We start from the raw sequence: 23255 nt of genomic DNA, 5'->3' as shown, positions 1-23255 counted from the left end.
AAATCAGCTGAGCCCCAATTCTTTTTTACGCCTCTTTATGTAATCGGTCGGTCGTATTCCATTGATCCCATAAAACAGATTTGAGAAATTTTGACGAGCTGCTATGCCGCATTCCTCAGCCAAAGCTTCAATTCTGTAGTTGAGGTACTTATTGTTGGTATTGAGCAGATTCGTTATATACTTGATCCTAAGCTCTGCCATATATTTATTAAAGTTCATTCCTTTATTTTCATTGATGTATACAGATAAATAATGGGAATTCGTGCCCAATTTGTTAGCAATGCTCTTCTGTGTAAGGCCTTTCTTTGTAAATTGCAGTTCTTGCTCGAACTTTTCAAGCTTTCCCCTAATCTCCAACGTCATTTCACTCGTTAAAAAAGTTTTCCTCATCGTGGAATCAGCAGGTTCATCCTTTATAACATCATTGATCTTATAAGTTCCTTCTGCTATTCTCTCTTGAAGAAGGTCATACTGTTTTTTAATTTTCCTGTATTTCATAGAGCGAACGACAAAGAAAGCAAGAACAATCGATCCTGAAAATATGAGGATCTGGGCAAACCTTATTTTTTTGGTGCTGGAATTCTGAATAGCGTCTCTTTGCTCGATTAACGTTCTGCGGTCGTATTCTTTATGAAGTTTTGAAGACAGATAGGAATAGTCTTTGGAAATCAAACTGTCAGCTTTAAGAAGTTGATTGGTGTAATATAGCTGTTTGGTCACATCTATATTTTTATAATATTCGATAAGATAATTATAACTCATGTAAACTTCAGGCAATATAAACTTATGCTTTTCAAAAATTGAATCTATTTCTATGTAGTACTTGATCGCTTGATCTGGATCACTCTTTGCTTGGGAAACCTTGCCTAAGTAGTAATAAATAACTGAAGCCCAGGCGAAGTCACTTCTTTTTAAAATTATAGGCAGTGCTTTTTCCAGATCTTTCTTTGCCCCTGCATAATCTTTCTTTTGAAATTTTGAAATGCCGACGCATTTAAGAAAATAGCTGTTTTCAATTTCAAAATCACTATTGTTTACTGTCAATTGATATCCCAACTGGCTCAGGCTGTCACTACTGGAAAAATTATTAAGGTACCTGTTGGTTACAGTCATCTGATGAAGACTATTTAGATAGGCCTTCTTATAATTGAACTGCTCATTCTCATGAAGCTTCTGCTTTAGGTTTGAACTGTAAAAAGTAGCGCATTTCTGAAAGTGTTCCAAGGCCTCATCATAATATCCCAAATGCTCTTTGACTATACCTAAATGATAAATGACCTTATGATGATGATACGCATCTCCTGATCCTTTTGAAAATTCGTACGCCTTTATATACTGGTCTAACGCCAGTTTATATTTTTTCTGATAGAAATAGTAGATGATTCCCTTGCTTAGATAGTCCTTGCTGATATCGTCATTACTGCCTAGCTTCATGCTAACAGCTATGGCACTGTCAGCATACCTGATCTTGTTATTATAATCAAACTGTCTTCCGTCCCTATAGCCCTGAACCAATTTCTGCTGGTTGTTTTCTCTTTTTGCCTTTTGGATATACAATTTCACATAAGGTATTGCATCCATATCGTCTATGGTCATTTTTTCATAGTTTTTTCTGATCTCACGGAACGTACTCTCTTTTTTTTGCTGGGAAAATAATAAATGTGAAAATGCAGAAAATAGGACGAGAATGTAATTCACCTTTTTCATAGACTGATTATTAGAACCTCTCCATATCAAAATTAAACATTTTGCCTTTAAATAAGGCAGTTTTCAGATAGCACATACCCTGCTAAGGGTCATATTCCTACATGACTGACTGCAAGGCGATAAATGGTCATTGCTCACTGTCTCAATTTTAAAATTGAGACGTATCTATTTTAAAACTGCTCCGCAGAGCAGTTTTTTCCGATGATTCAGCACTATAACTTTGGCTTCAGAATTCTAATTCAATCCGGCCGGGATAACCAAATTAAAACAATTAAAATGAAAAAGATTATCCCAATTTTTAGTATTGTAATAGCTTCAGTTTGTATGCAAAACTGTGCAAATCGAGATGAAGAAATAGTTATAGATTATAACCAATTCGATCAGATTGAAAAAACTTCAATGATGCGAGGGGATTCGACCAAAACATCAGGAGATACTGTGGACACTGACCCGCCGGTAAGAGATGGTGATAATTGGCGACTTGTTCCAAATAATTAACTAAGAGGAATGACCTATGATTTCCCATACATCCATATCAGTTGTCACAGGCTTACCATGTCCGGAAAGCGGCATCTGGGAAAGTATGGGAAATTTTAAAACGACAGTTACCTTATTCAAGGGTGAGCCAATGCCTGACTACTGTGGAATGAAGATCAGTTGGAAATTAATTATTGTCTGTTAAAACTAAAAGAAACAAACCATGCGTCGCTATAATCAATACATTCCGCTCATCATAAGTTACTTTTTTATTTTGCTGTTTTGTTATGCAGCCATCAGTAAAATATTGGATTTTGAGAATTTTAAAATTCAGATTGGTCAGTCACCATTATTAAGCGCATATGCAAATTTTATATCCTTTGCAGTTATTGTAGCTGAATTAGTTATTGTAGTATGTTTGGTTTTTCCTAATATTAGATTGTTTGGACTTTATTCATCAACTGCTATAATGTCCGCATTCACGATCTACATATATCTTATTTTAAATTATAGTGATTTTATACCGTGTTCTTGTGGTGGTATTCTGGAAAAGCTGGGATGGACAGAACATTTAATTTTTAACTTAGTATGCGTAGCAGTAGGAATAATCGCAATTCTTCAGCAGGTAATGTTCTATCGAAAATCATTAAAGAGGCACACACTATTTCTGCTAGCAACCAACTTTTTAAGTATCGCCCTAGTAGTTGCTTTATTTTTATCTTCAGAACACATCATCAAAAAGGAGAACAACTTTACGAGACGGTTTTTGATTCATCCTGTTATAGAGAAGGAAACTTTTCCGCTGGACAATGACCAGTATTATTTTGCAGGTTCTCACGGTTCAGAACTGTATCTTGGCAACAGAAAATATCCACTCTCCTTCACAACCGTGGACACTGCGCTTACCCGAAAAGAAACTGTTTACCTTCAGCCCGACCGTCCCAGCTACCCATTCCGAAACATTTCTGTAAAAGCTGTATTTCCTTTCTACTATGTTTATGACGGGACCGTTCCAGTGATTTTACGGGGAAAAATAGGAAGTAAGCGGCCCTTAACGGTCTCATTTCAGGATGCCTATTTTCACCAGCTGGCGGTTATTGACTCAGCTACATTTGCATTGCGGACGCAGAGTGCGGAAACCAAAAATCTACTTCTTGCAAAACTATCTTTAGGGGAGCGCGATGTACAATTGTATCCAAATATACTTAAAAAACAGATAGACGGTGTATTTGACATGGACGGCAATCTGATATCTGACCCGGGACGACTGCTGGCGTACATTTATGCGTACCGAAATGAGTTCATCGTGACCTCACCTGAACTGGAAAAGATACGGCAGTTCAACACGATTGACACGACCCATACCGCACAGATAAAAATTACCCAACTTTCAGACGGGAGGCACCAAATGCAGGCCCCCCCCGTGAAAGTTAACAACAGTTCCGTGCTACACAGAGGATTGCTTTTCAATCAGTCTTTGCTGAGAGGCCGTCATGAGTCCAGAAATGCATGGCGAAATGCAGACGTCATAGACGTGTATAAAACCAACAGTCAATTCTACGTGGGCAGCTTTTATCTGTACAGAAAGAAGGGAGAAAAACTGAACAGTTTTCATATAACAGAAAAGAGCTTTTATGCCTTATACGGTAAGCAGCTAGTACGGTATAAGGTGACAGGACAAATATCGAAGTACTTCGAGCCGGGAGAAGCCGAAAACCCGTTTAAAGAGTAGGCATCAATCTATAATTTTATTATTATGAAAAAGTTAATCATTCCTGTAATCCTGGTATCACTGGGGACAGGAGCAGCGTTTGCAACAAGTGCAAAAAGCAATGACATTAAGGCGCCTGTTACGGCGTATCGGGTTGTTGAAGTAGGTCCAAATCAGACGATCTGCGTGGACGCGCAACAAACGTGCAGTGATCTGGAAGGTCCAATCTGCACCTGGTCCGTAGATCCGAGCGTGAAGCTGCACAGGTTTGACACTCCGACGATGTGCGGGGACTTCCTGTATAAAGTTCCGCAACTTTAATCCTGCGAAAGGGATGCTGTAAAAAGCATCCTTTTTTTTGTAGGTCAAAAGAAAGCAAAAAAATCACCGGTTTTTGCCCCGAGTTATGACTTCGGCAAAAAGGGAGACCGGTGATTATTTTTCAGCAATAAGGTAAGAAGATACAAAACCACCTTCATAACCGGGATTACGTGTCGGACTTTTTCCTGTACTTGCCCTAGTTGCCTACATGTGAAGGCTGAGATCCATCTGCAGAAGGACGATCATTCTTCATCTGCTTTTCGATCCAGGGGATTTTGGTCCGGTCTTTTAAAAAATAATCCCACCACTGCAGCGTACGAATGCTCAGATCCTTTTCTTCCCTACTTCCCGTACCCAAAACATGATCTCCCTGCGGATAAAAAAGAGCAACAGCATCTTTGCGGTTGCGAACCAGTGCCGTATAAAAGGCGAGGGTTTGTTCATAGCGAACATTACCGTCCTTCATCCCCGCCCACAATAATACAGGAGCTACCACGGCATCGGTAAAAAAAACAGGGTTGTTGGCAAAGTACTTTTCTTTAGCCTCCGCAAAGGGCACCTTCATTGCAAACTGGCCATTTTCAATACGTGCATATTCATTGATTCCGTACCCTGCATTATACTCAAAATAACGTCCGGTCAGGTCACTCATGCCTGCGCCGGAAACATACGTACGAAATCTTTTGGAGTGTCCTGCAATAAAATTAGTCTCATATCCCCCGAAGGAATGCCCGGTGAGTCCTACCCTATCCAAATCAATATTGGGGTGGTCCTGCAAGCCCTCCATCGCGCTGTGTACACAATCCAGAGCGGCAATGCCAGGGCCCCTTGCATCTACTACAGTGTCCGGCAGGTACACAAAATATCCTTTTTCAATGAGGAGTCTGATGTTGAATCCATCACCACTGTATTGCGGATAGGGATATTTATTCGCCGACCCTCCCTGCTCCTGGTAAATACGCACTACCATTGGGTACTTTCTCGCCGGATTAAAGTCCTGAGGGTAATAAAGAATGCCTTTCATCTCGGTACCCAGGGAATTCCTAAAAGTAAGTATTTTGCGCATGATTCCAGGTTCAGTACGCTTCGCAGCACCGGAATTGAGGGCTGTCCTGGTACTCCTATGCCGGTTATATACATAAAGTTGGGCGCGATGATTGTAGAATTCCTCAACTGTTATGACCCTGCCGCTTTGCGGGGTGTAACGCAACTGCTGTCGGGAGTATTCGGTTTCAGGGATAACTGCACCTGTTTTGCCGCCCAACCACTGAAAGTATCCTGACCGGCCGTTTCTGGACGTCCGTATAAACGCACCGCGGGTAATATCTTCCGTACCAGCGGTGAAAGAAGTGCCGTCTTTCTCGTATATCTTCCCCGCATTCCGATTGTCAATTTTCGTCTGATAACCCTCCAGAACCGGTGGCATAAATCGTCTGCGGGCAAGGTCGTACACCCACAAACCACTGTCACTTTCAAAGACCAGTAACCTGCCGTCTGAGGTAAAAAAAGGCAGCCGCAGCTGTTCACCCTGAAGTTCTGATTTCTGCCCGGTAAATACATCAATAAGTTCCCAGTGAAGGGAAGTACCATCCCGCATTGCTATATACCTTCCGCTTCCGGATATGACTGCCTCACGTGAACCTTGAGAAATTTTGACTTCGGTCCCTTTATATCTGTCCACCAAATACATGGGATAGAGCGGAAATGAATAGCGGTAATCAAAGGTTTCTGCGCGGCTGAAAGCGAGCAGGAAGCGTTCACTCACCGGCACCCATGCATCAAAGACCGCATCGGACAGTTTTACAGCCGGTCCGGAATCTGCTTTCCACAGCCAGTACTTATTAAAATCCCGCCCTTTTTTCCTGGCAGACAAATGGGCGTCATTAGTATACCAAAGGTCTACCAGGGGATCTTCACGTCTTTTTACCCGCTTCTCATAATCGATCAGAAAAGTATCACTGCCCTGTATCTGCGTAATCCTTATAAAATCTGCATCCGAAAAAAGGGAATTCAGAGGAAGCTGTACCCGGCCGGTTTTCAGGTCTATAAGTACACTCCGGATCTTCCCGGAATGCATTTCTTTTTCTGTAACCGCCACATACCTGCCCAGACGGAATCCGGGCACCGCGCTCAAAGAATGGGACGTGGTATAGAGTTCGCGTACGCGGGGGCCCTTAAGCTGCACTATTTTTCGCGCCCCGTTTTCATACAGCACCGCAAGCAGGATGTCTTTTCCGTCTGTTATATAGTCTGTGACTCCTGTCACAGAAACGATGAGCCGAGCGCTACTGTTATACAGGCACAGCATGCCAGTTTCGTCCAGGACCAGGTACTGCTTCAGGGAGGTCAGCACATCCATTTTTTTTACTTTAGCGTAGGAGATCCTATTCAGATGCGGCAGACCGATATATTCCGCAGTGTCTGATCCCTGAACGACAAGTGCCTCATCTCCTAAAAAAGCCTGTTTGCGGTTCATTTTTACAAGATTCAGAACGGGAACCCCAGGCCGCTCTGTATCAAACACCAGTACCGTATCACTGTTTTCCGGATAAATCCTGTTTGCCGTGATCCAGCGCTGTGTTGCTGAGGACTGCAGGTTCGCATAATTTCCAAACCCGGCCATCCAGTGCTCCAGGCTATCTGCTGTGTTCTGAGCACTGACAGCCCTGAAGAGCATTAACAGAATGAGCATCACTATCTTTTTGACCACGGATGCGAAAGAGATTTTAATAACCACTGTTCTGAGGTTTTAGATTAGGATTCAGGAGAAGTTCCTTTTCGGGTACAGGCCAGAGGGTGAAGTGCGGTTTCCAGTTGGGTTTCTTCGTAACAAGTACATTAAGACGATCCGCGCGTTTCAGATCAAAAAACCGGTGTCCCATTTCAGTAAAGAACTCCACCCTGCTTTCCCGCACAATTTCGTCCAGCAGCGCTGCCTCTGTCATGGGACCCGTTACGGGAGCCAGACCTGCCCGTGTGCGAATGGGATTAAGATATAAGAGTGCCTCTGCAGTTCTGTCCTGCCGGGCAAGAGTTTCTGCAAGTAACAGATAGACTTCTTCAATACGGAACACAATGGAATATTCATCGGTATTACCAGTGAGGTTTTTGTATTTATAAGCGCGGTACCACGTATTGGAACCTACCGTAACGGGCTTGGTCCAGGCGGCCTTGCGGAGATCGCCGGCTGAAAAAGCAGCCATAAGGTCCGGGGAAAGCGCATAGTTGTAGGGAGGAATAAAATCAAAATAGTATGCGACCACCTCTTTGGTTGCATCACCGCTGTTGGCGGGTTTAAGCTGCCACAGGATGTGGGTGCCGCTTTTTTTGAAGGTCTTACTCAGGTCATTCTGCACCGAGTAGCTGCCGGCATTTATAATGCCCTTCAGCAGGACTTCTGCTTCACTCCAGCGCTTTTGCTCCAGAAACACTTTGGCCAGCATCAGCTGAGCCCCCTTTCTGTTCAGAAAAATGCGCTCCGGATTACGGTAGGCATCCGGTAGGACGGTTGTGCTTTCAGACAGGTGGGTTTCCAGCTTCTGCAGTACCTCCGCCCGCGCAAGCTTAGGTAAAGACTGGTTTACCTTATAATCTGTAGTTACCGGATAGGGTATATCGCCAAACAGCTGCTGCAGGTAATAGAGCAGGATGGAGCGAATCAGTTGCGCCTCGGCTTTAATTCTGGCCTTATCGGCAGCCGAAACGGATGCGGACCGCTCAATTCCCTCTATAATTGCATTACAGCTATAGATAAGTTGGTAGGCTCCTGACCACTGGGTGTATACCACCGCATTGGTTGGTATGAGCTGGTTGGAATACAGCTCCATCATTCCATTAGTGGCGGTTGGTGCGAAGAAATCCAGGTCATCGGTATACAGGCTGAGCAGGAGCCCCATCCTGTCGCCGGAAAGCAGGGAATTGCTGTAAAGTCCTGCATATATTCCGGCTAAGGCTGCATCTGCGGTTTGCACATCGGCGTATACCTGTTGTGAAGCAATCTGGTTTGCCGGTAAATCCACCTCCACCATTTTTTCACAGGAGGATAAGAACAGCGGTATAAAAATGACAGAGAGGATAAAGTTTTTATATGTTTTTGTTTTCATTTTTTTAGGTTTTAAAAGTTAATCTGCGTTCCGAACGACCACGTTTTCAATGGCGGCAGGAAACTGACCATGGGGTTCTCCGGATCATAGCCAAAGTACCTTGTATGAGTGATCAGGTTCTGTCCCTGCACATAGACCCGGGCACTGCTGAAAAGGCTGCTGTTGACCGGCAGGGTATAATCCAGCTGTACATTTTTCAGCCGGATAAAAGAGCCATCAGACACCGTGGCACTGCTGCTCTGGAAGTAAGTATGCAATGGATTGAATGCCGACTGGTAGGGCATGTAAAGTCCATCCGGATTCTCCGCAGACCAAACATTAAGCGCCTCCACCGGCAGGTTACTCATGGAACCCGGCGAGGGAATAGCACTGTTGTAATTGCGGCTCCGCTGTTTTACAAACTGAACCAGAAAGGAGAAGTGTAGATTGCGGTAACCGATGCGGTTGCTCCAGCCACCAAAATACCGGACTCCCAACTGTTCCACAACTTTGTTGTCATCCGGCGCAGAGATCTTACCGTCACCGTTATAATCTGTGAACAGGTATTTGCCGGTGGCGGGGTCTATGCCCTGCAGGTGGTAGAGTTTTATAATGTTTACAGGCATCCCAATTACGTAGGCATTGGAGTACGTGGAACCCTCCAGCCCGGGAAAGGACAGCAGTTTATTCTTGGGAAAACTGACGTTAAAAGACGTTTCCCACAGGAGTGGGCGGTTGCCCAGGGGTCTGGCGTGGATTTCGAGTTCCGTTCCTTTATTTTCCACTTCTGCATCCAGGTTAGCCAGCACCGATGTGAAGCCGGTTACGGCCGGCAGCTGGTAGCCCACCAACTGGCTGGAGGACCTGTTGCGGTACCACGATGCAGTGAGATTAAGTCTATTGCGGAAAAAGCCCAGTTCAACGGCGGCCTCCAGCTTGCGGGTCTTTTCCCAACTGTAATCCGGATTAAAAAGACGCGAGGGAACAAGGCCGGTCACGCCATTGTAGATCAGCGGCGACACGGTGTAGGTATCATTATACTGATAATCGCCAATATTGTCGCTGCCCGCCAAACCATAGCTGCCGCGCAATTTACCGAAGGAAAGCCAGGTAAGATCACCCACTCTGTTTTCTTTGGTAAAAATCCAGGCTGCTCCTGCCGCGCCGAAGTTTGCATAACGGTTATTGGGTCCGAAGCGGCTGCTGCCGTCCCTCCTTCCGGTAAGGTTCAGGATATATTTGCCGGCATACTGCCAGTTTAGTCTACCGTATACTGCCGCGTACCGGTATTCCGAAGTAAGCTGGTCGCCTAATGTTTTGGTTTTTGCAGCGGCTATATTGCTTATGAAGGCATTGCTTTCATAACCCGTGCCGCTCAAATAGCTGCTGCTGCTTTTGTCCTGTTGCAGCGCAGAACCCACCAGGGTGCTCACCTCATGGTTCCCCAATCTGAAATCCCAGGACAGTTGCGGTTCCAGCATAAAGGAAAAATGTTCCTGGTTGTTTTTACCTGATCGCGAGGTGGCACTGGAAAGCCCCAGGGCACTTGTGGGGTTATACATGGTGTTGGGCTGCAAAGACCACTCCTCGAAGGTGCGGTAGTTAATACCTCCATTCACTTTTATCCTGATATTCTCCAGGATACGGTACGCAGAGGTAAGGTTGGTTATCAACTGCCCTGTGTCGTTGGTGTAGGCGCTTTTATAGGCACCCGCAGGATTGCTGAATGTACCGCCCGCCCAATTCAGTGCGCCGTCTGCTGTATAAAGTTCCGGTGCGTTGGGGGCAAGCAGAAAGGCCTGTTGGGTAACATCAGTATTCACCACATTGTTTTTCAGCAGGGAAAAGCTGTTGGAAACCCCCAATTCCAAACGGCGGTCCTTAGACCGGTGGGACATATTATTGGACAGTGTCTGGCTTACGTAGCGAAAGCCCTGACCAAACGGGGTGCCCTGCTCCCGGTGCCCTGCACTTACGACAAACTTCGTCTGCTCGCTGCCGCCACTCAGGGAAGCCCGGACCTCATTAAAGGTGGCTGTATTACCTATAAGCTCGTTTGGCCAGTTGGTGTTGCGCTGCGGGTCCCATGTTCCGTTCACATCATACGCAGTTGCGGGATAATTTACAACACCGCTGTTGGCAAAGGCCTGGCGCCGGACATTAAGGTACTGCTCCGTATTCATAAGCTCCAGGTTGTTGATGATCCTGCTCATGCCATAGTTCGCGGTAAAGGAAAGATTTAAACTTCCCGCCTTCCCTTTTTTGGTTGTAATAAGGATTACGCCGTTGGCACCCCTGGAACCGTAGATAGCGGTGGCATCGGCATCTTTGAGTATTTCCACGCTCTCAATATCGTTAGGGTTTATGCTGTTGAGCGGACTTATACTTCCCAGCGGCAGTACGGTACCGGCATAGCGGGTACTGATTTCGCCGCCCATTACCATACCGTCTACCACATAGAGTGGCTGGTTACCGTCTACGGTGCTGTTTGCGGCAGTGCGCAGACTGTTGCGTCCGCGGATTTCTATCTGGTATCCACCGCCGGGCACCCCGCCGTTCTGTACGATGTTTACTCCCGCTACCCTGCCCTGTATGGCTGAGAGGACGTTGGTGACGGGCTGGTTTTCGATGTCTTTGGCGGTGACTTTGGCAATGCTGCCGGTGCGTTCTTTGTCCTTGACGGTGTAGTAACCGGCGTTGAGGGTGACTTCCTGGATCTGCTGCACTTTAGCGCCGAGTTCTACATCTATGGCTGTGCGGCCGGCGACTTCTTCGCGCCAGAGCGGGTGGTTGGGATGACGGAAGATGAGACCGGGATCCGCACCGGAGACGGTGAGCTGATAACGGCCGGAAGTGTTGGTTACGGTGGCCTGGGTGCTGCCTTCCTGAGAGACGGTGACGCCAGAGAGGGGCTGACCATTGTGGGTGACGGTGCCGGAGACCATCAGTGTTTGCGCCCGGGTATGGGAGCAGAAGGCGCTGAGCATGAGGAAAGCGGCGGCGCCGTAAAGTGGTGGGAGATTTTTTTTCATGGGTGTGGTTCTAGATATCAGATATCAGATGTCAGATATCAGACTTTTAATCTGATGTGTTGCCCGAGGACTTTGGTCTTATGTGTTTAGATGTGAGTCTTGAGTCTTGAATCTTGAATCTGAAATCTTATTTTAGGGTTAGACATGGGAGGTACCGGGGACGTTTTGCGGAGGCAAAGTCCTGAAGGTAAATCCGGATTGGTTTCAGTACAGGGGGAAACCCGTTACGAGGCGGGATTTCCCGGCCTGCTACTAAAACAACTGATATGAATGTTTCTGAAAATAAGCCCTAAAGGCCGCAATGGTTGTGCACACCATTGTACCGTGCGTATCAAAGTCAATTTTTATGTGGAGATTGGCGAGTCTATAACTAATATTCTTCTGCGCTTTCAAATTTTACAGATGATGCGATAAAATATTCCGTTACTTAAAATATCAGTTTAGAGGTCTGTTTAAAACCTTCTCCTAAGTATTGCATAATAATAACACAAAGGAATGAATTAATATTCGTGGCAAATAAAAAATAAGGTTGATTTTTATTTGTATCAGGTTGACTTTTATTATTATATTTGGTACAACAAATACTCTCAGTTTATGGAAAAAGCAGTTAGAATAGGCCCTAATATTAAATTTCTTAGAAATTTAAAGGGTTTTAAGCAAGAAGCAGTAGCGATAGAGCTTGGAATAAGCCAAGCAGAATATTCGTTGATAGAAAATTCTGATTTAATTGACGACGATATTATTTTTCAGATCGCTAAAATACTTAAGGTTACACCGGAGGTCATAAAGGAATTCAACGAGAATCAAGCATTTTACAGTATTGAAAATAAGGTCGATAACACTACTATAAATGAACAAGCATATGGCATCCATCAAATATTTAGTCCGATCGAAAAAGTTGTCGAACTGTATGAAAGGTTATTAGCTAGTGAAAAAGAAAAGATCGAAATACTTAAAACAAAAAATAATAATTAAACATGTCTGATATGTCTGAAATTTTCACAAATAAAGCGGGGCTAAACAGAGGCCGGAAAATAGAACGCGTAAGGAAATTAAGAGGCTGGACCCAATCTGACTTAGCGGGAAAGCTTGGTGTTTCAAAACAAGCTATTTCAAAACTTGAGCAAGCTGAAAATATTGGGGACGAGAAACTAAATGAAGTGGCAGTTGCGCTTGGAGTTACCTTTGAAGGATTACGTGATTTTACAGAAGAGAAAGTATTGTATAACACAAATAACTTCCATGAAAACTGTGGTGTTTCTGCCTCAAATATAGTTGCTAATGTAGAAAACTTGCACAATCCTTTAAAGGAAACAATTGAATTGTTTGAAAGACAATTAGAGGCAGCAAGGAAAGATTTACTGGAAATTGTTAAGACCAATATGGCTAGGAATGATTAAGGTACTGGCTCGGTTGAATATGGACTTATGATTTCTTGCCAGCATTAATTATGTAAGAATAGTTAGTATTCAATTGCAACAAAGCATACCTCCTGATAAATTTCGACACTACGAAAATCACCGCAAATAGGTCACAAACAACCTAGTTGCGGATTGAATAGAAATCAAAACTTGGTAAGTCATCCGATGGTTTATCTTTACCAATTTCTTGATAATATCAATATAACGACTGTTCCAAAAAAGTTACCGTCTCGTTTATTTACTTTAGAAGATTTTCACCCCACAATATCCTGGTTAAAATGAACGTCCCCTAAGATGTTGATCTAACATTTTTCACGTAAATATAGCACGTGTAGCTTTTTTGACGATGTCTCTATCATTAGATTTGATGAGAGTTGCGCAACAGGCACAAGCTATTGCCGCTCTAGCGCTGAAAGGCTTCGGTTGGTCATTTGTGCAATATTAAAATTTTGTTCGTCGATTAAAACTTTTTACTAAAATCTCCACTTTCGTCAATAAGCAAAGCGCTATAGGCAATCATTTCATCACTTACTCCGAATATACGACAAATGCGCTACCTTTGTTGATTAAATTAACACAAATGAATTACTCGAAAAAGTGGCAGTTATTATTGCAAGATATTAGGTTCAGGGAAAAAACTCCCGCCATTTCAACTGATGGTCGAAATCCATTTGAAAATGATTATGGCAGGCTCATTTCTAGTGCTCCAATAAGACGTTTGCAAGATAAAACTCAAGTTTTCCCACTAGAACAAAGTGACTACATTAGAACTAGGCTAACACACTCGCTGGAAGTTTCCTATATAGCAAGTTCCATAGGGCAAAGTATTGAAAATATATTAATAAAAAAGAATGAAATCAAGCCTGAATACAAAGGATACTTAAGTTCTCTTTTACGAGTTTCTGGCTTGGTTCATGATTTAGGGAATCCCCCTTTTGGACATTTTGGAGAAGAAGCTGTAAAGAAATTCTTTAAAGAATATTTTAAATCACAAAATTATATTGATTATGAAAAACTTGTACAAAATGAAAATAAATTAGATGCTCCAATCTTAAATATTGCAGAAAAAGCAGATTTTGAAAATTTTGACGGGAATGTACAAACTTTGAGAATTTTATCGAAATTATACTATTTTGGGGACGAATATGGTTACAACCTAACATACTCAACACTTGCTTCTTGTATAAAATACCCATCAAATTCTCTGAAAGGAAATCTAGGAAAAAATAAACATATTAGAAAAAAAAAGTTTGGTTATTTTGTAACCGAAAAGAAAATTTTCAAAACGTTAAATAAGCACCTAAAGTTAAAAAATAAGCGAAGTCCTATAGTTTATTTAATGGAATCTGCTGATGATATTGCCTATAGTGCTGCTGATATAGAAGACGGAGTAAAATTAAAGATTATTGATATATACGACGTAAGAAAAATATTTAATGAGAATCTATCAAAAAACAAAAAAATTGTAATTGCTGAATTAGATGAACTAATTCAAAAACATGAGAACGGCGACTTTGATGAAACAATTGTTATTCAAAAATTTAGAATATTTACTCAGAGATTAATGATTTCTAATATAATTGAAACGTTTCAGACAAAGTATGAATTGATTATGAGTGGTAATCTAGAAGCTGAGATTATTGATGTGTCAGATGCTGCGGATATTAGAGCGGCTTATAAGCACTTACAATATATTGTATTTGATGATAAAAATATAGTAAAAAAAGAGATTGCTGGGTGGGAAGCCATCTACGGTCTGTTAAAAATTTTAGTGAAAGCATCACAAAGCGCAAATTTTAAAAAAGATGGAAACACATATGAATCAAGAATTTATAAATTAATTTCATCCAGTCATCGATTTGTTTATGAAAAAGTTGAAAAATATGAAAATTTGGAATATAAAAAATTGCAAATGATTACTGATTTCGTTTCAGGTATGACGGATACTTATGCTATTACACTTTATCAGGAGTTAAAAGGAATTAAGTTGTAATTGAAAAATGTAAAAGACATAAAAATCGGCTTCTATCTTCATTTTACTGAACGAATGAAGATAGAAAACTTTATGAAATTTTTCTACGAATTATTTATGATTGGTTCTGCATATGTTGTTGGTGGTTATTTTAGAGATTTTTTACTAAATAAATCTAGCAGAGATGTAGATATAATTACAGATATAACTCAAGATCAACTTTTTTCACTTGTAATTAATTCAAAAGTAAATTTTAAATTAAATAGATATGGCGGCATTAAAATATTATTAACCCAGATTGAAATCGATATATGGACAATTGATAATAATTGGGCGTTTAAAAATAATCTTGTGAAATTGAATGAAAATGACGTCCTAAATAGTATAGCAAAAGGATGTTTTTACAATTTTGATGCTCTTGCAATTAATTTGCACACATTTAATTATAATATTCGCTATTTCAGTGAAAGTTTAAATAAAAAGGAATTAAATATTTTACAAGAAAACTCGGTATACAAAAATCTCAATCCTTCAATAGAAGCTAATGTTTTAAGGGCAATATACTTAAATAAGATTTACAATTTAAAATATACTATAAATACCAGTAGCTATTTACTTGCAAAAATTGGGTTGATAGCGGACGAGTTTAGTAATCCAATTGAAAGAATTTTATTTGTTTGCGAACAATATCCGAAATACTCAATAATAAATGAAAATGATATTCTTAACTTATTTTTTAGGTTATTAGAAGGGCAAAATTCAAAGCAGTTAAAATTTGATCTATAAGGAATAAAATGTTATATTTTCATAATTTAAATTATTTAAGCAGATCATCAACTCATAATAATTAAAAAATAAATTTTGGTACTCCTTCGAACAAATAGTAATTTTGAAATAGGTCTAAAAAAATTAGGCTTTAGTGGAGATGATTTGCTGTTTTTAGTTGACGAGCAAGATGTACCAGAGCCTCTTCTGAAATTCCATTTGGAAACAGCAAAGGATTTAGGAGCATCTGCCGTATATTTTCGATTACAGTTAAACGGTAACTACAAACCACAGGTTTATCTCTTCGATTTTACAGAAAAGAATCTAAACGAAGAGGATAACTCAATTGCAAGTATCCAAACCAATCTTTGGAGCAGTGGTGAAGTGCCGTTAGCTTGTTTCTTTTTCAATACCGAAATAAAAATTGTTGACTGTACAAAACACGTTACAAAAAAGTTTCATCCGGAATACTTAGTATCTGATTTGAATCTGGTGGGTAAAGCCCACGATTTGTACAATGAACAATTTGCCATCAAAATTAAAACAGGTCTTTTTTGGGAACAGGAAGAGTTAAAAAAGAAATTCAAATTTCAAAACTCAGCGTATGATACGCTGATAAAAAATATCCGAAATGTAAGCGAAAAATTAAAAAAGACTCATTCCGATTCTGCATCTTTAATCAATAAGATTATTGTGCAGGCAATACTTATTAAATACTTAGAAGAACGTATTGATACCAATGGTAATAAACTGTTATCTGAAAAGTATTTCAAGAACTATGAGAAAGCTAGTACCTTTAATGAAGTATTACGTAAAGGAAAATTTGTAGCCCTGTTAATTGATTTGAATCAAGATTTCAACGGAAATGTATTTACCTGGACTGAGGAAGAGCAAAAACAATTACAATCTTTAGATTTAAACATTCTTGCAGACTTTTTATCAACTGACAAAACAGACATCAGCTCACAACAAGCTGAATTTGAGTTTGATTTAAGGTATTTTGAGTTTAAATATATCCCGGTGGAGTTAATCAGTCGCTTGTACGAGGAGTTTTTAGGAGAAGATAAACAGGAGAAAGGATTATTCTATACACCTTCTCATCTCGCTAAATTATTAGTTGATGAATGTATTCCCTTGAAGAAGTATGAAGGCGTAAATCTTAAAGACTTTAAAATATTAGACCCAGCTTGTGGTTCAGGAATTTTTCTGGTAGTTACTTTTAAGCGATTGGTTCAGATCTGGAGGCTTCAAAATGAAATGAAGTTTCCTGACATTAAGGATTTAAAACCTTTATTGAAAAATATCTACGGAGTTGACAAAGAGGAACAAGCAATAAAATTGGCTTCTTTTAGTTTAAGTTTAGCTCTTTGTAACGAGCTAAACCCCATAAAGATCATCAATGAATTACGTTTTGACGATCTAACAGAAGATAACCTTATTTGGTCAGACTTTTTCCAATGTGATTCTATAAAAGGCAAAAAATTTGATTTAGTAATTGGTAATCCGCCTTTTGTGAGAGGTGCCATTTCCAACTATTCTAATAAATGGGTGTTGGAAAATAAAAGGGTTACTATTCCACAAGGACAGATTGCTTTAAAATTTTTATCAGAAGCTTTTTCGTATTTGAAAATAAAAGGTTTGTCTTGCCTTATTATTAAATCGTCAGGATTACTTTATAACAGCACATCTAACGATTATAAAAAGGCATTGTTCTCCAACTATAATGTAGTACAAATATTTGATTTTACTGCATTAGCAAGAAACAAATCACTTTGGGACAATGGTGCAGACGTAGCATCAGCAGCTATTTTTGTCAGAAATGAAAAGCCTGATTTCAATAACAACCTTTTACATTTAACTTTCAGACGAACAATTGCAACTAAAGAACGTATCTTTTTTGAGATTGATGATTATGATTTTCATTTCGTAAACAGACAAACAGCTATCAATAATGAGTTTGTTTGGAAAAATAACTTACTTGGGGGAGGAAGAATTAGGAATCTTGTAGAGAAGGTACAGACACTACCTAAACTCAAAGATACCTTAGACGATAATAATAGTCTTCTCGAAGAGGGATTTGAAATAGGAAGTAAACAAAACTTATCTCCAGATTATATATATGATATACCGTTTTTAACAACAAAAGGTATTAGTGAAAATGGTATTTCTTATGATTTATTGTCTTCCATAACAAAGGAAACTAAATTCTCGAAAATACCTAAAGAGGAAGCTTTCTTAGCTCCCAATTTAATAATATGGGAAAATATTGGAGAAAACCGATTTCCTATATTTTTAAATGAAACTTCATTCTCTTTTAAAAGAAGGATAGTTTCTATCAAATCACTAGATAATGATAAATCGTTTTTAAATAGTATCTACAATTCATTTGAGAGTTATTACAGGTTCTATAAATTTTATTTCCTTGCCACAAGTGCAGAAACATTAATCAATCGAAATAATACGTTTCTTTTAAAGGATTTAAAGAATACTCCTTTTATTCAAGACAACTCTTTCTTTTCTGATTTTGATTTGAATATAATAAATGACTGTATTGATTTTCAGCAAAGTTTCTTCATAAATGGCGAAGGATCTAAAGCTGTTTCTCTAATCAAAGGGGAAAAAAATATAAAGTCAATTATCGGTAACTATGGCAATGAATTTTCAAGAGCATTAAACACCGTTTATGGAGAAAATGATGGGCGAGGATTTAGGTTGAGTGATGTAGTGGAATTAGACAACTCATTGATAGCAACCTTATTTAAGTTTGATACAGAAAATTCTAAGCCATCCTTTCATCGAGACCTATCAAAACTGAATATTGAAAATCTAACAGACAATTTAATTTCTGAGCAGTTGTCTATAAAAAGAATAATTAAACTATACCCACAAAAGGATACAATCGTTTTTATTAAGCCTAATCAATATCGATATTGGCTTTCTCTTACAGCATATCGTGATGCTGATAAATGTTTCTCTGACTTCTCAAATGCAGGATTTTAATGATAGCCGAGGATAACCTATTGAATCTTTCTCAACCTAATATTGAACTTCCTCAAAATAGGATGATTCTTCTGGCAAAAGAATGTATGGTGGAAACTGTTGTACATTTTAAATCTTATTTCAAATCTGAATTTCATAAGAAAAAGAAGTTAAGTGAAAATGATTTGACCCAACTCTATACAAAGCAAGCACAAATACATATCAGAAAGAAAGATTATCCATTTAATATTGAGGGACAATATCAAGATGTTTATAATCAAAGTAAAGGCTTTTCAGATTTTTTCTTTTATCCAAATGAACAGAATGTAGAACTCTCCTCAATATACTCTGTGGAAAGTAAACGGCTGCCTTCTCCCGAGAAAAAACGAGAAAAAGAATATGTTCTTGGTGACAATAATAACGGAGGTATCGAAAGATATAAATCTGAAAAGCATGGTAAAGGTTTGTCTGAATGTGGTCTACTTGGTTTTGTAGAAGACAAAGACTTCAAGCATTGGAACACCACGATAAACAGCTGGATTGATGATTTATCAAAACTTCCAAACACGTTATGGAAAGCAGATGAAGTGCTGTCGGAAAACTATAATAATATTGATTATTGCATTTTGCAATCGACAGCCCACAGAGAACACGATCAAGTAGATCTTACCCACTTGTGGATAGCAATAAGTTAAATAGTTCGAAACCTTCTTTCGCCGAGACATTTGACCATGTTGCTTTTAAAAATTTATCACACGTGTATCGTGCAAGGAAATTTCTTACATCTAAACCTAGTTTTTTTATTTAGTCTGAATGACCACCCCCCGATATATGGAGCAATCTAAAGTAGAGAAATTTGCATGTTTTGACTGTTTTCAATGAACTTGTTTGGCGTTAAATTTCCCAGTGAGCTATGCAGGATTGAATGTGCTCTTTTTCATTGTCTTAATTACGATTTAAAGTTAATTAATTTTATACTTTTAAACCGTACTGTTTTCGGGGGAGCCTACAACAAACACAACAGTCTAATGAAGTGAGGGTATTTCATAGTTCAACTTTTGACGTGTGCTGAAAATGGGGAACTTACAACAGCAGGGTGTAGGTTTAATCTACAAAAGTGATTATATGGTGAATATTGTTTGTGGAAATGAGAATAATTTACTAAATTCGCAACCATAATTTTAATCTAAAACTATGAAAAAAATTTTCTATTTGCCATTTATGGCTTTGGTAATGTTAATGTCCAACTCTTGTAGTACTTCGAGTGATGATATCGGTAGTCATGATGTAACAGAGAATGTACAAAAAGTAAATTTCAATTCGCTTAATGATGGAGATCACGGAATGGGTGCGCTTCATAATAAAGCTTTGGAACTATATTATGAGAACAACAGTGATGATGGCAAAATTTCTTATGCAGATGCTTTGATTAAGATGAGCGAATACATGAAAGAGTATGATAATTCTTTCTTCTCAGATGTAGACTCCCAAAAATTGATAGAGGAATACGACAATTTTAAAGTTTATCAAAACGCCAACATGGATGCTAACATCAAAGATGGATATTTTGCTGAAACTCATGATATGTTAGATTATATAAAATCAAAAAATGAGATTTCTTCAAATAATTATGATTTTTTAGTGACAAAAGTTTTAATTGATGAAGACTTTGAAGTTACACTTAATGAGATTGATAATTATCTAGCTAATAACAATTTATCAATTTATGACAGGCAACAAATTGAAACTGTTAAATCTATTTACATTTCTTCAAACACATACTGGGAAACCTCACCACATTCTAATTCAAGTGTAGTTGCTAAGGGCGACCCAAAGTCTAGAGCTGTCATTATAGCGGACGCTGTTGGTGGTTTAATTTGGGCTTCAACTGGACCCTTCGCTGTAATCGGAGCGGCCGCATGTTCACTAATAGCAAACGAAGCATAAAAAATGATAGCAAACATAGTAATTGCAATATTGAGTCTGTCCATATGTTTATTCATGTGGAAAGAGAAAAAAAGTGATCATCTAAAAGAAATATCCTTATATTTCATATCTGCGATTTTTCCTTTTCTGTTTGTTATATCTATGTTTTTTATATTTTTTAAATCATTAGATAAAGAAACTTTAGACTTTGATTTGTATTCTATTATATTAATTGCATTTGTAATATATGCTATTATATTTAGATTAGTCAAAAACAAATTAAAAAAATAAAGTCTGTACATCATAATATTCCGCTTCACACGTGAAGCGGATTTTTTTGTCATAATTTATGATTTTGAGTAATGTATCTTTTGATATTTATTATAATTCAATAATTTTCAACTAAAGTAAACTTTTATATTGCTAATTAAACTCTGACGAGAGGGGGTCTTCCGGCATTATAGCTAATCGCTTGATATGTTGTTATTCAGTATGTTGTGTGTAAGCTCCCCATTTTCAGTACACTTCAAAAGTAGAATTTTTTCTTGATTTTTTACTGCTGTTGTTGTCGGATGTGGAAAAGTCCCAGGAACAGCAGCGCCTTATTTTCACTGACAAGCACATAGGCGCTGCGGCCTCCAGCTAACTCCTTTAAAACGTGGGCAACCTTCGCAAGACTGAATGTGCTCTTTTTCATTGTCGTAATTACGATTTAAAGTTAATTAATTTGTAGACTTTTGAACCTGACTGTTTTCGAGGAGCTTACACAATATGATCATACTTTCTGTATTGACGAGCGTTAGTGTACTGCCCGTCTCAAAAACAATTTTCAGATTCATTTAAAGTTAATCTAATGATACTCCTACCTGAGAAATAAAATCATCCCAGATCCCTTCTGCAACCTGAAGCGCCGTTAAGCGGGTGTTGGCTTGATTTGAAAAACCAAATCCTTGTGAGTTTTTTGTCCAGAACTGTTCATATTCATCGTTTTCAATTTTGTAGACCTTGTCCATTTGAATAGAATTGGTTGTAACCTGTTCTGAAAAAGAATAACTTAAATCACCAAAATGCCTTAACCCATCATTTCCAATTTGGATTGTCAAAAAACTATTTAGATTATTAGCTCTATTTGAAATTAAAGCGGTAAAAAATCCTTTACCATCATTAATAAAACGGGCCTGTAGATTTTCCACAGCGTCTAACTCTGAAATAGAAGATTGAAAATAATTCTTTATCTGTTCGTAACTCCTTTCTTTAAAATTGTAATTATCAACTTCACTAAAGTTCTTTTTCACTTTGTAATTTCTTACCAGTTTTTCAACAGCCGCAGGTGATATATTTTCTATACCGATAGAAGATTTTGAAAAGGTGGTTAAGCGTCGCAATTCATCTATTACATTCAAAAAAGCATTGTTTGGATTCGTCCAATCACTGACAGCTTTACCATCTTTAGGTAATGCTTTTAAATTCCCAAACGGTGTTTGTTGCCACTCGCAGGGTTCTATTATAACTGGTACTATGATTAATTTCCCTTCATCCTGCATTTTTTGAGCTTCTTTAAATTCTTTATTGTAGCAATAATTAGAAGCGATATAATCAGGAGTTAGTAATGCCAAAAATAGTTCTGAGGATGATAGCGCTGTGCTGATAACATCATCTAAGTTACTGCCGGCGTGAATTTCTTCATCGGTCCATTCACTGATTAGACCTTCCCTCCTCATCTGAGCGAGGTGGATTTTCAACCGCTCCAAATAATTTTGGTCTTTATGACTATAGGATATAAAAGCTTTCATAAATTGATTTGATAGATTATGGTGTGATGCTACTATACAAAAGTACATTTTTGTTTATTCTTAAAATTACAGCGATCCGTAAAAGCTAGTATTTTTTACAAATTGTTAGGTCCCCATCAATAGAAACCTATACAAAACCCTGAACGTTTTGGATAATTCTCATGCCGAAGTTCAATTGGTCCCTACATTTTTTTGTCACTGTTGCTATGCAAACTCATAATCAGACGCTTGGGTTTATGAGTTGTCTGTTAATTTTCCGGTTGCATACATAATAATCTGAAAAATAGATTTTACTTTTTTATATGTGCCTGATTAGGATGATTTGGCATTTCACGATACTGGTATTCCAGCTCTCCATTTTCTATCATTGATTTCAGAACCTTTCGTTTTAGATAGTCTTCACGTTTTGCAGTATCCGTGCGATTTCAGGAAGATCTAAAAAGCATTATACGACGGTTTTGTTTCACGCCACTTTTTGATTATTCACAAAACTGCTTACTGTTAATCTGTGCACACCTAAAATTCTACCAATAGCCGAATAAGAAACTTTCCGGTCCAGCAATTCTTTGATTTTCTTTTCCTGACCGGTGAGTTTTGTTCTGGCGGATTTCCGACCCTTTGGGCGCCCAAGAATCACCCCTTCTGCTTTCTTCCTTGCCAATGCTTCCTTAGTTCGTTGTGAGATTAGATTACGTTCTATTTCCGCAGATAGTCCAAAGGCAAATGCGAGAACTTTTGAACTGATATCGCTTCCCAGACGGTAATTGTCTTTAATCGTCCAGACCTGGATATCACGGTTCATGCATTCGTTGAGAATTCCCATGATCATGAGCATATTGCGTCCTAAGCGGGACAACTCAGAACAAATGAGAATATCATCCTTTTTCATTTTCTTCAGTAATTTACCCAGTTTGCGCTCCTCGAGTTTTTTTGAACCCGAAATGGTTTCCTCCAACCATTTATCTACCACTACTACGTTTTTATCACAAAATTGATTGATCTCGTAACGTTGGTTTTCTACTGTTTGTTTGTCTGTGCTCACGCGGATGTAACCGTAAATCATAGCTGT

Annotated in this window: 18 protein-coding genes and 1 pseudogene; 11 read left to right on the top strand and 8 right to left on the bottom strand. The window is 39.0% G+C overall.

Annotated features, from left to right (window positions below):
- Window positions 1-3: 3 nt before the first annotated feature.
- Complete coding sequence (locus P0M11_RS09085; protein ID WP_275625395.1) at window positions 4-1707, bottom strand: AraC family transcriptional regulator; 1704 nt, start codon at window positions 1705-1707, stop codon at window positions 4-6.
- 276 nt (window positions 1708-1983) lie between these two features.
- On the opposite strand from P0M11_RS09085, the gene P0M11_RS09080 reads away from it, so the two are divergent.
- The 4 genes and pseudogenes from P0M11_RS09080 (at window position 1984) to P0M11_RS09070 (ending at window position 4216) form a co-directional block, all read left to right on the top strand.
- The gene (locus P0M11_RS09080; RefSeq protein WP_275625394.1) at window positions 1984-2205 is read left to right on the top strand and encodes a hypothetical protein; all 222 of its coding nucleotides are present in this window, start codon (window positions 1984-1986) and stop codon (window positions 2203-2205) included.
- A 202-nt stretch (window positions 2206-2407) separates the two neighbouring features.
- Window positions 2408-2791, top strand: a pseudogene (locus tag P0M11_RS13310) (MauE/DoxX family redox-associated membrane protein); the annotation flags it as partial.
- 159 nt (window positions 2792-2950) lie between these two features.
- On the top strand, window positions 2951-3916 hold the full coding sequence (locus P0M11_RS09075) for a hypothetical protein (protein WP_275625393.1): 966 nt from the start codon (window positions 2951-2953) through the stop codon (window positions 3914-3916).
- A 24-nt stretch (window positions 3917-3940) separates the two neighbouring features.
- Entirely contained in the window at window positions 3941-4216 is a 276-nt protein-coding gene (locus tag P0M11_RS09070) for a DUF6520 family protein (protein WP_275625392.1), read from the top strand.
- A gap of 196 nt (window positions 4217-4412) precedes the next feature.
- On the opposite strand, the gene P0M11_RS09065 is transcribed toward P0M11_RS09070, so the two are convergent.
- From P0M11_RS09065 to P0M11_RS09055, 3 genes are read right to left on the bottom strand one after another with little or no spacing between them, the layout of a single operon-like run.
- Window positions 4413-6908: a prolyl oligopeptidase family serine peptidase gene (locus tag P0M11_RS09065; RefSeq protein WP_275625391.1), complete on the bottom strand. Its 2496-nt coding sequence runs from the start codon at window positions 6906-6908 to the stop codon at window positions 4413-4415.
- Window positions 6909-6942: 34 nt separating this feature from the next.
- Window positions 6943-8319, bottom strand: a complete 1377-nt coding sequence (locus P0M11_RS09060) for a RagB/SusD family nutrient uptake outer membrane protein (protein WP_275625390.1) — start codon at window positions 8317-8319, stop codon at window positions 6943-6945.
- 11 nt (window positions 8320-8330) lie between these two features.
- Window positions 8331-11330, bottom strand: coding sequence for a SusC/RagA family TonB-linked outer membrane protein (locus P0M11_RS09055; protein ID WP_275625389.1), 3000 nt, complete (start codon window positions 11328-11330; stop codon window positions 8331-8333).
- Between the two features lie 594 nt (window positions 11331-11924).
- On the opposite strand from P0M11_RS09055, the gene P0M11_RS09050 reads away from it, so the two are divergent.
- The 7 genes from P0M11_RS09050 to P0M11_RS09020 all read left to right on the top strand — a co-directional run bounded on the left by P0M11_RS09050 (window position 11925) and on the right by P0M11_RS09020 (window position 20414).
- On the top strand, window positions 11925-12305 hold the full coding sequence (locus P0M11_RS09050; RefSeq protein WP_275625388.1) for a helix-turn-helix transcriptional regulator: 381 nt from the start codon (window positions 11925-11927) through the stop codon (window positions 12303-12305).
- Between the two features lie 11 nt (window positions 12306-12316).
- Window positions 12317-12730, top strand: coding sequence for a helix-turn-helix transcriptional regulator (locus P0M11_RS09045; RefSeq protein WP_275625387.1), 414 nt, complete (start codon window positions 12317-12319; stop codon window positions 12728-12730).
- A gap of 601 nt (window positions 12731-13331) precedes the next feature.
- Window positions 13332-14744, top strand: a complete 1413-nt coding sequence (gene dgt / locus P0M11_RS09040) for a dGTP triphosphohydrolase (protein ID WP_275625386.1) — start codon at window positions 13332-13334, stop codon at window positions 14742-14744.
- Between the two features lie 54 nt (window positions 14745-14798).
- The gene (locus P0M11_RS09035) at window positions 14799-15509 is read left to right on the top strand and encodes a hypothetical protein (protein WP_275625385.1); all 711 of its coding nucleotides are present in this window, start codon (window positions 14799-14801) and stop codon (window positions 15507-15509) included.
- Between the two features lie 75 nt (window positions 15510-15584).
- On the top strand, window positions 15585-18488 hold the full coding sequence (locus tag P0M11_RS09030) for an N-6 DNA methylase (protein WP_275625384.1): 2904 nt from the start codon (window positions 15585-15587) through the stop codon (window positions 18486-18488).
- On the top strand, window positions 18488-19162 hold the full coding sequence (locus P0M11_RS09025) for a hypothetical protein (RefSeq protein ID WP_275625383.1): 675 nt from the start codon (window positions 18488-18490) through the stop codon (window positions 19160-19162). Before P0M11_RS09030 ends, P0M11_RS09025 begins: the two co-directional genes overlap by 1 nt.
- A gap of 499 nt (window positions 19163-19661) precedes the next feature.
- A complete protein-coding gene (locus P0M11_RS09020) occupies window positions 19662-20414 on the top strand; it encodes a hypothetical protein (RefSeq protein WP_275625382.1) in 753 nt (250 codons plus the stop codon).
- A 77-nt stretch (window positions 20415-20491) separates the two neighbouring features.
- Here the strand turns inward: P0M11_RS09020 and P0M11_RS09015 are convergent, their stop codons facing one another.
- From P0M11_RS09015 to P0M11_RS09000, 4 genes are all read right to left on the bottom strand, one after another.
- The gene (locus P0M11_RS09015; protein WP_275625381.1) at window positions 20492-20737 is read right to left on the bottom strand and encodes a hypothetical protein; all 246 of its coding nucleotides are present in this window, start codon (window positions 20735-20737) and stop codon (window positions 20492-20494) included.
- A 209-nt stretch (window positions 20738-20946) separates the two neighbouring features.
- Window positions 20947-21090: a hypothetical protein gene (locus P0M11_RS09010; protein ID WP_275625380.1), complete on the bottom strand. Its 144-nt coding sequence runs from the start codon at window positions 21088-21090 to the stop codon at window positions 20947-20949.
- A gap of 148 nt (window positions 21091-21238) precedes the next feature.
- Window positions 21239-22186 carry a toll/interleukin-1 receptor domain-containing protein gene (locus P0M11_RS09005; RefSeq protein ID WP_275625379.1) on the bottom strand — a complete coding sequence of 316 codons (948 nt, stop codon included), beginning with the start codon at window positions 22184-22186 and terminating at the stop codon, window positions 21239-21241.
- A 463-nt stretch (window positions 22187-22649) separates the two neighbouring features.
- On the bottom strand, window positions 22650-23249 hold the full coding sequence (locus P0M11_RS09000) for a master DNA invertase Mpi family serine-type recombinase (RefSeq protein ID WP_209816117.1): 600 nt from the start codon (window positions 23247-23249) through the stop codon (window positions 22650-22652).
- Window positions 23250-23255 lie beyond the last annotated feature (6 nt).

It is taken from the genome of Kaistella sp. PBT33-4, assembly GCF_029194425.1.
GTDB lineage: Bacteria > Bacteroidota > Bacteroidia > Flavobacteriales > Weeksellaceae > Marnyiella.
This window is presented reverse-complemented; position numbering and strand designations above follow the sequence as displayed.